The following is a 6,695-nucleotide window of genomic DNA, read 5'->3' on the forward strand; positions in this document are numbered from 1 at the left end:
AAAAGAGACATTTTAACTTTGCTAAAAAGTGACATTACAACTTTGCGCCTACACTGTCGGTGTCGATTATTCCTATTATGGTAAATGTGTGAGTTTGCTATCAGAAACAGCCTCAGACCGCCTCAAACGCTCTTAGCGAAGATTTGAGACACTTGAACAAGGCGGTACTTCCATAACGCTTTGTAAGTTTTTGACGTTTTAAGAGCGGTTTGTAGAGCAAAAATCATCGAGTTTCTTTGAACTAAGAACTGCACTCTGATACCCATTTTTCGTTCTTTATGAGTTTGGGTTTCAGATTAGTTCTATTAGGTCAAAAACTGATCGACTGTGATTGTGGACTTTTTAGCGAAACCAATAATGGGGCAAAAATGAGTTAGCATAGTCTAAAACTGACTCAATTCTTTTTCAGTTCTAACCATATATCTAGTGCAACATCATCAATTTCAGAACCAGTTATAGCAATAGGAACATTGCTGCAATTGTTCACCAGCATTAGTAGAACCATCACGGGAACGATATCTCCACTACAGCAGCAGAGAATGAGAGCAATCGTTCCACTCACTGCTACCACTAGTTCTGAAATAGAAAGCCAGACCCCTTTCAGAATCTGGCTCTGTAAGTGTTACGCGATACTACGCTGCTAGTTTTTCAGTATGTTCTCGGTTGTACTCTTCTAGCATGGAAACTGCTTCTTCAACCTCGATAGGATGGAAAATCAATGTCATATCGGCCATTGGGTATTTACGCACTAACCATGATAGGAGTGGCAACATACGTGGCGTTACAGGCAGTTTAGATTCCAGTAGCTTACGTCCCTTCGAGTTCGCTAAATCTTGTTTAGTGATACCTTCAATACCGTCAGCTTCAAACGTAGCGACCATCTTATCGTAATGACCTCGTGGAGCGCGTTTTGGATCCTCTGGTAGCCCCCATTTACCTTGAGTGATAGATCGTAACATCTGTACCTTGAAAATGCCCTCTGAGCCATCTTCTAGGTATTTAACACCAGTTCCCTTGAGATAACTACGAACCTTGTAGAAGTCCATCCAATTGTCCCAATCTTCCATTGTCTTAAGGCAGTTGTTTACACGCCACTCGTCGAAGTAAGTACGAGCATCTAAACCCTCATCAACGGTATTCCATGGAACCGTATCGAACGATAAATGCTCTATCATTTCACCGCTTTTAGGGTGACGAACTTCCACCATACGAGGATTGACAGGACGACGCTTGAAGTCATATTCGAGGTTAAGTGTCTGTTCAGTGTGGATAGAAATAAGGTCGAGTTCTTTTAGCCATTGGTCACGTGCTGATACTAAGTGTTTACGCGCAACTTTCTGACCGGGATAACGATCTAAGAACAGCTCAACCATCCACTCATTTTCATCAACGCCTTTCGGTGCTTTTACCCCTGCTTTAGCACATACCGGTTTTGTATCACCTAATTCAGCAGTCAATTGCCCACGAGTCTTCATAGAGATAATCTGTTTAGCATGGTGCTTTAGTTGCATCATGTCTTCGCCACTAACTTCAGTGCAGATTTGCTGGAACCGGCGTGCTAATGGACCATCTAAACATTGCTCTAGTTGCTCTTGTGTGGCATTACAAAGCCAGCCGTCTGTTGTGGCTGAGATTATCTTAATGTCATCGCCGTAACGCTCGCAAAGCTTGCCGATAACCTCAAGCATGGTAGCGCGAACATAAGACGTACAATAAGCCCCGTAGTGCGCGTTAGTCACTGGTGAATATGGGATGTTCTTACTCAATCCTGTAGCAAGATCGAACCCTTTAGTGTGGCTGGAGGTTCCCTGGAGTGTTTTGCCATAAAGTGAGTTGCCTACCAACTTCCATAGCCCGCTGTACAGCTCATTCCCTTCTTTTTTGTACTTGGAACGTTGCTTACGAATGATAGTAGTGAAGTCCTTATACATAGATGTAGAACCTTCAACCCAAGGGATTACCATTCCATGCAAGATCTCAATTTCACACCCAATATCATGTGCCAGTTGAAGCTCTGGCGACGTTACATAAGTTTCCCCTTCCATCGGATAATAAATGCCACGAAGATCGGTTCGACAAGGCATGACAGGAAATAGGATACCGTCTGGGTGTTTAAAGCGAACATACGCAAAGCCCATGGTATCACCTAGATAGTCTTCAATATTCTTAGATTCGAAGGTATTAGGGTAATCGGCTTTTTTGGAATTTACTAAGCTGGTCGTGTACGCACCACTCAAATCATAATCAAAATAGTCACCTTTTTCAGATACCCCAAAGTAAGCTCCGAAATTACAACCACCAAACAAGGCTGAAACGGCAAGGTTATCGGTGTACTCTCGACTAACCGTTTTCGATATATCGTATGTGTTGCGAATAGCATTACTTTTTGCATGATAATACTGCTTTTTACGAGTCTCATATCCTAAAAAGTCATGCATTGCGGCTGTACTACCACACGTATGTCGGAACAACGACACACCAAGATTGCCTAATGTCGAAGGCAAGCTATTCAGCTCCAGACCAATATCTTCACGAAGGTCAACCAATGCGAACTTCTGCATCCGTAAACCATATTCCAAGGCAATATCCGCATCGCGAACCGCATACCGATTAAACAGACTAGTATCCTTACAATACAGGTCATCCATTCGCTCTATCATGTTGTCTGGTAGCGTCATTTTGGGGAAACCGCACTGCAATCCTAGCTCCTCAAGTGATGCCTTGCTACTCAACAAAGTTGTATCGATGAAGCGAAGCTTAGTTTCAAAAGCGTTGTTCGATGAAGAGTTGAACTTGGTGTTTTCTATTTTGTATTTACTGCGCCCGATGGAGTCCAGAGCGATACCGTAAGCACCGCGACCAGAGGTTACTGTACCTTGAACGACTGTTAGCGAGTTTTTATGGTTCTTGTTATTTTTACCGATGTTCCAAAACTCCTCGAAAGAAGCAATATCGGCACGAAGAAAATGAGCATAGATAAAAGTCTGCTCAGGCCATTCTTCGATGAAACCACGTGCTTTAGCTTTTATCAGTAATTCTTGGATGAATTTGTCAAAGCCGATCTTGTAACCTTTCTTGGTAAGCTGCTTACGCTTATCCATTTCATCTTCTTTCGACAGACCTTGATCACGACACTGCTTAATCAGTTTCGCCATGTCGGTATGTTTCACGCCGCTAAACGACTTATCACCAATGCGAACACTGTAGGAGTAGCAAAGAATATCGTTCTTACCCGTCTCATGGTTAAAGACCCACTCAGAGTCTATCGATATATGGATAGCTTTACCCTTACCACGCATTGCCGCCCATGGAGCAGATTTAATCCCCTCTAAGTATCGATTAATACGTTTATCTATTTCCTTTTTAGCTTCCTCACGTCCTCGCAGCTCAGCTTCGAACTTGCTAACTTGATCATCCAAAAGCAATGATTTGGTATCGAAGAATGTGGACTGCAGGAAGTCTTCTAATTCGTGCTCGGTTTCGCGCATCAATTGATAGGTTGTTTTTGGGGTAGTTTCTAACGTTTTCATCTTTATTTATCCATTCGTTAAAATAAAAAGACGAAGTACATCCATGACCGGACATACTTCGTCGGTTATCAGATATAGAAAGATTGGTAATAAAGAGGCGCTCGGAGATGAGACTAGTTTAGAAAAGGCTGGTATAGAATGGTGCGCACGAAGGCAGTGGTTTGCTAGACCGTATTACAGCGATATTATTCTTACTAAAACTTCGCTGTACGAGCCCATGACTTAACAAACTTGATTAGTTGCAAATAGCCAATGCTATCGACACCTTTCTTTTCAACGTTATTATTCATACAGGTACGCACATACTTCATTAAATAAGCAGATTGTTGCATTGTTCCATGTTCATCTTCGCAACTCTCGATACAGTGAGCGAGTAGTCCTCCCATTGTTCTGCGGTTACCCTGCGGACAATCTTGACCACATTTTTTGATCATTTCGATTAAGTCTTTCAGTTTCAGAGTGTTCATATCATTTACCTTCGTACGATTAGTGAGTGAATAGGATTTTAGTTAGATCAGGTTGTACAAACTTACCAGCTTCATAAGAAACCAGCGCATCATGTAACGCGTCAGCGACCTTCTCACGGGCTTCTAATTGGGAGATAGGCAGGAAGCTCAATATCGCATCACCCTCACCACGAATCAGAATGCCGTTATGATCTCGACCATTACAAGTCTCGACCGCCTCGATAGTAGAACAACGAACGTGATTACCTTTGCCTAGGTTGATAAAGCTATCTGAGTTGATCACCTCATCAGTACAAGCATCAGCATCGGCAACAGTTCTACCCTCTTTATCTGAAAGCTTTGCGTAGGAAACTTGTCGTCCTTTACCTTCGAGAAAAATAATTAAGTCTTCTAATCGAATAATTGAGGCAATTAATTTCATAGCTAGTGTGTTGCCATCTAGTGTCTGGATGAAACCTTTTTTCTGTGTCTTACGAGCCATTTTGTAGTCCTCTCGGGTGTTTAAAGAACGTTTAGCATACCCTTCAAAAATATATAATCAACACCACAAAAAGATATAACCAATTGATTTAAAACAACTAAAAACATCAACAATGACTAAAAAAACCAAGAAAGTGAATAAGCAAATTTTAATCACGACGGTTTGCGCCCTCTTCTTGGCGTAAAACTTCTTCGAACAAAAAACATACGAAGTCTTTATGAATGAATAATCAAGATGCCACTCGTTAAAATAATTTTTTTCTTTCTTGTTTGATCGAACAAATGTTGATCAATAAATCTCTTCTTATAGACTGGATATGTCTGAACAAAGTAAAGCTGTACTACTTAGAAGCAACAAAACCCAACCCTACTACACTAAATTTCAAACATTGTTTTTAGTGCAATGGGACAGTGCTGAATTTAGAACAGAATGAGCACAGCAATGACAAAGTGAATCATCGTGACTAGATAAAGAAACGAACATCAGCAACACTTCTACATTGCTAACACTGGTTGTGAGATTTATCTCTAATGTCAACTAAACTCGACAGATCGAAGCCGTCGTCAATACGAACTCTAAATCATCAACGTAAGAAAAAAGAAGAAGCAGAGTAATCTCCACTTCTTAAATAATCAGATAACATCTGTCTCCTCAATCACTCCACCGATGACAGCTCCCGCCAGAAATCCAAGCGCACCAAACGCTACCATCCCCCTCGCCCCGGCAACACGACTGCCAAGCAATGACGCATACTGTGCACCTTTAATTCCCGTGGTTAAGCTCGGCTTAAACCAGCGTTGTTGCGGCTCCGAATGAAAATGTGTTTTCGCCATAATAGTTACCCTTCCTTTAGATATAAAAAAGGCGAGGACAACGCCTCGCCTAAATGACATGAATTGATTGAGCTTACTTAACCGAATCGCATAAATGATTAGCAAAGCTACGAGTCATCATCTGACTTTGGTATCGATTGTTCAGTTTCAGCGTATTGAGCCAGAACTCATCACCATCGACTTCGAATTGCATAAAGGCTTTTTGCTCTTGATTACTGAAGTTCACATCACCTTCAATATCAACGAAGATTCGACCTGATTTAGTTTTATCTGCCTTCCATGATTTATCAGTGAATGCAGAGTCAATCATCTCGCCAAAAGCATACTGGCAACCATCTGGACTACCTTCTCGAACGGTATCTATTGCGTCATCCAGATCAGAGCAAAACAGCCCTGCCGATGCACCAAAACTCGTTACTAAAAGTGTTGTTACTACTAATTTTTTCATGTTTATTTTCCTAAATGGATTGATGAATTCACGGTCAGCTACTCGAACGGATCGTGAGATTAAAAAGTGAATCAATTGCGTAAATGGTTACGGTGATACCGCGCATAAGAAAATGAGATATCGATTAATTAACTAGACCGAAGGAGTTCGATTAGTGAGACGTGAATGTGCTCGCAAGAAACCGCCTAGAGTCTCTAAGAGTGGCTAAGATTCGTGAGTTAGTGCGTTACGAAGATAAATATTCTCCTGACCCTAGCGTTGAGCAGAAACTGACTGGTTGTGGATATGAGGATGAACGACTCAATCCCGTTGAAGTGGTTATACAGATGAGCGTTAAGGGGGTAGAAGCATTCTTAAATGAAGGTAATGCCGATAAGTTCAGAGTGTTGAAAGAGTTAAGTTCAGGGGGATGTGTTCATTAATCACCAAACCAAGAACATTCCAGAGTTACTACGCCAACTTAAAACGTGGCTACCTCATGCAGAGGTGCTCTCACCTGATTGGATACGTTACTTGTTGAAGCAAGAGCTCCAAGCGTATCTGGACTCAACCAAGTAAAAGACACTGAGCGAATTGAAGTACGTTGTTGGGTTTGTTGATGGTTCGTTGAGATGAAATGCGACCACCAATACATAATGTTGTTTCTGTTCTCTGTTGTAGTCGCTCCATGTCATAAAGAAACAACTATGCACCGGTTTTTAAGCTTTCTATGTTAGGTATGGGTACTGGGGTGTTTTACCAAGCTTCGAACCGATACCAGTTAAGGGAAGACTCAAAACGATGCTATTTTTAGTCAAACGTAACTAAACAGAATAATAACCTGCCACCGGGCTGGGTACTATTAATGACATATTTATTAGGGCGTGTTGATCTTTCGTGAGTGTTTTTTGAACAGCATGGTAAAGAGTTATAATTTGCTTCGCCAAAAGTAAAACC

General features: G+C 41.5%; 7 protein-coding genes. 1 reads left to right on the forward strand and 6 read right to left on the reverse strand.

Annotated elements, in window-relative coordinates; all coding sequences use genetic code 11:
* Window positions 1-122: 122 nt before the first annotated feature.
* The 6 genes from ACED53_RS22470 to ACED53_RS22495 all read right to left on the reverse strand — a co-directional run bounded on the left by ACED53_RS22470 (window position 123) and on the right by ACED53_RS22495 (window position 5,759).
* The gene (locus ACED53_RS22470; protein WP_017099702.1) at window positions 123-266 is read right to left on the reverse strand and encodes a hypothetical protein; all 144 of its coding nucleotides are present in this window, start codon (window positions 264-266) and stop codon (window positions 123-125) included.
* Window positions 267-632: 366 nt separating this feature from the next.
* Window positions 633-3,530 (reverse strand): DNA polymerase, encoded by a 2,898-nt coding sequence (locus ACED53_RS22475; RefSeq protein ID WP_017099700.1) that lies wholly within the window; start codon window positions 3,528-3,530, stop codon window positions 633-635.
* 194 nt (window positions 3,531-3,724) lie between these two features.
* Complete coding sequence (locus ACED53_RS22480; protein WP_017099699.1) at window positions 3,725-3,997, reverse strand: hypothetical protein; 273 nt, start codon at window positions 3,995-3,997, stop codon at window positions 3,725-3,727.
* A 19-nt stretch (window positions 3,998-4,016) separates the two neighbouring features.
* Window positions 4,017-4,478, reverse strand: coding sequence for a hypothetical protein (locus ACED53_RS22485; RefSeq protein WP_017099698.1), 462 nt, complete (start codon window positions 4,476-4,478; stop codon window positions 4,017-4,019).
* Between the two features lie 632 nt (window positions 4,479-5,110).
* Entirely contained in the window at window positions 5,111-5,311 is a 201-nt protein-coding gene (locus ACED53_RS22490) for a hypothetical protein (protein ID WP_017099697.1), read from the reverse strand.
* Between the two features lie 73 nt (window positions 5,312-5,384).
* Window positions 5,385-5,759 carry a hypothetical protein gene (locus ACED53_RS22495; RefSeq protein ID WP_017099696.1) on the reverse strand — a complete coding sequence of 125 codons (375 nt, stop codon included), beginning with the start codon at window positions 5,757-5,759 and terminating at the stop codon, window positions 5,385-5,387.
* Window positions 5,760-5,926: 167 nt separating this feature from the next.
* On the opposite strand from ACED53_RS22495, the gene ACED53_RS22500 reads away from it, so the two are divergent.
* Window positions 5,927-6,181, forward strand: a complete 255-nt coding sequence (locus ACED53_RS22500; RefSeq protein ID WP_241816701.1) for a hypothetical protein — start codon at window positions 5,927-5,929, stop codon at window positions 6,179-6,181.
* The last annotated feature ends 514 nt before the right edge of the window (window positions 6,182-6,695 follow it).

Origin of the sequence: Vibrio sp. 1F169 (genome assembly GCF_041439605.1) — a bacterium.
GTDB lineage: Bacteria > Pseudomonadota > Gammaproteobacteria > Enterobacterales > Vibrionaceae > Vibrio > Vibrio tasmaniensis_A.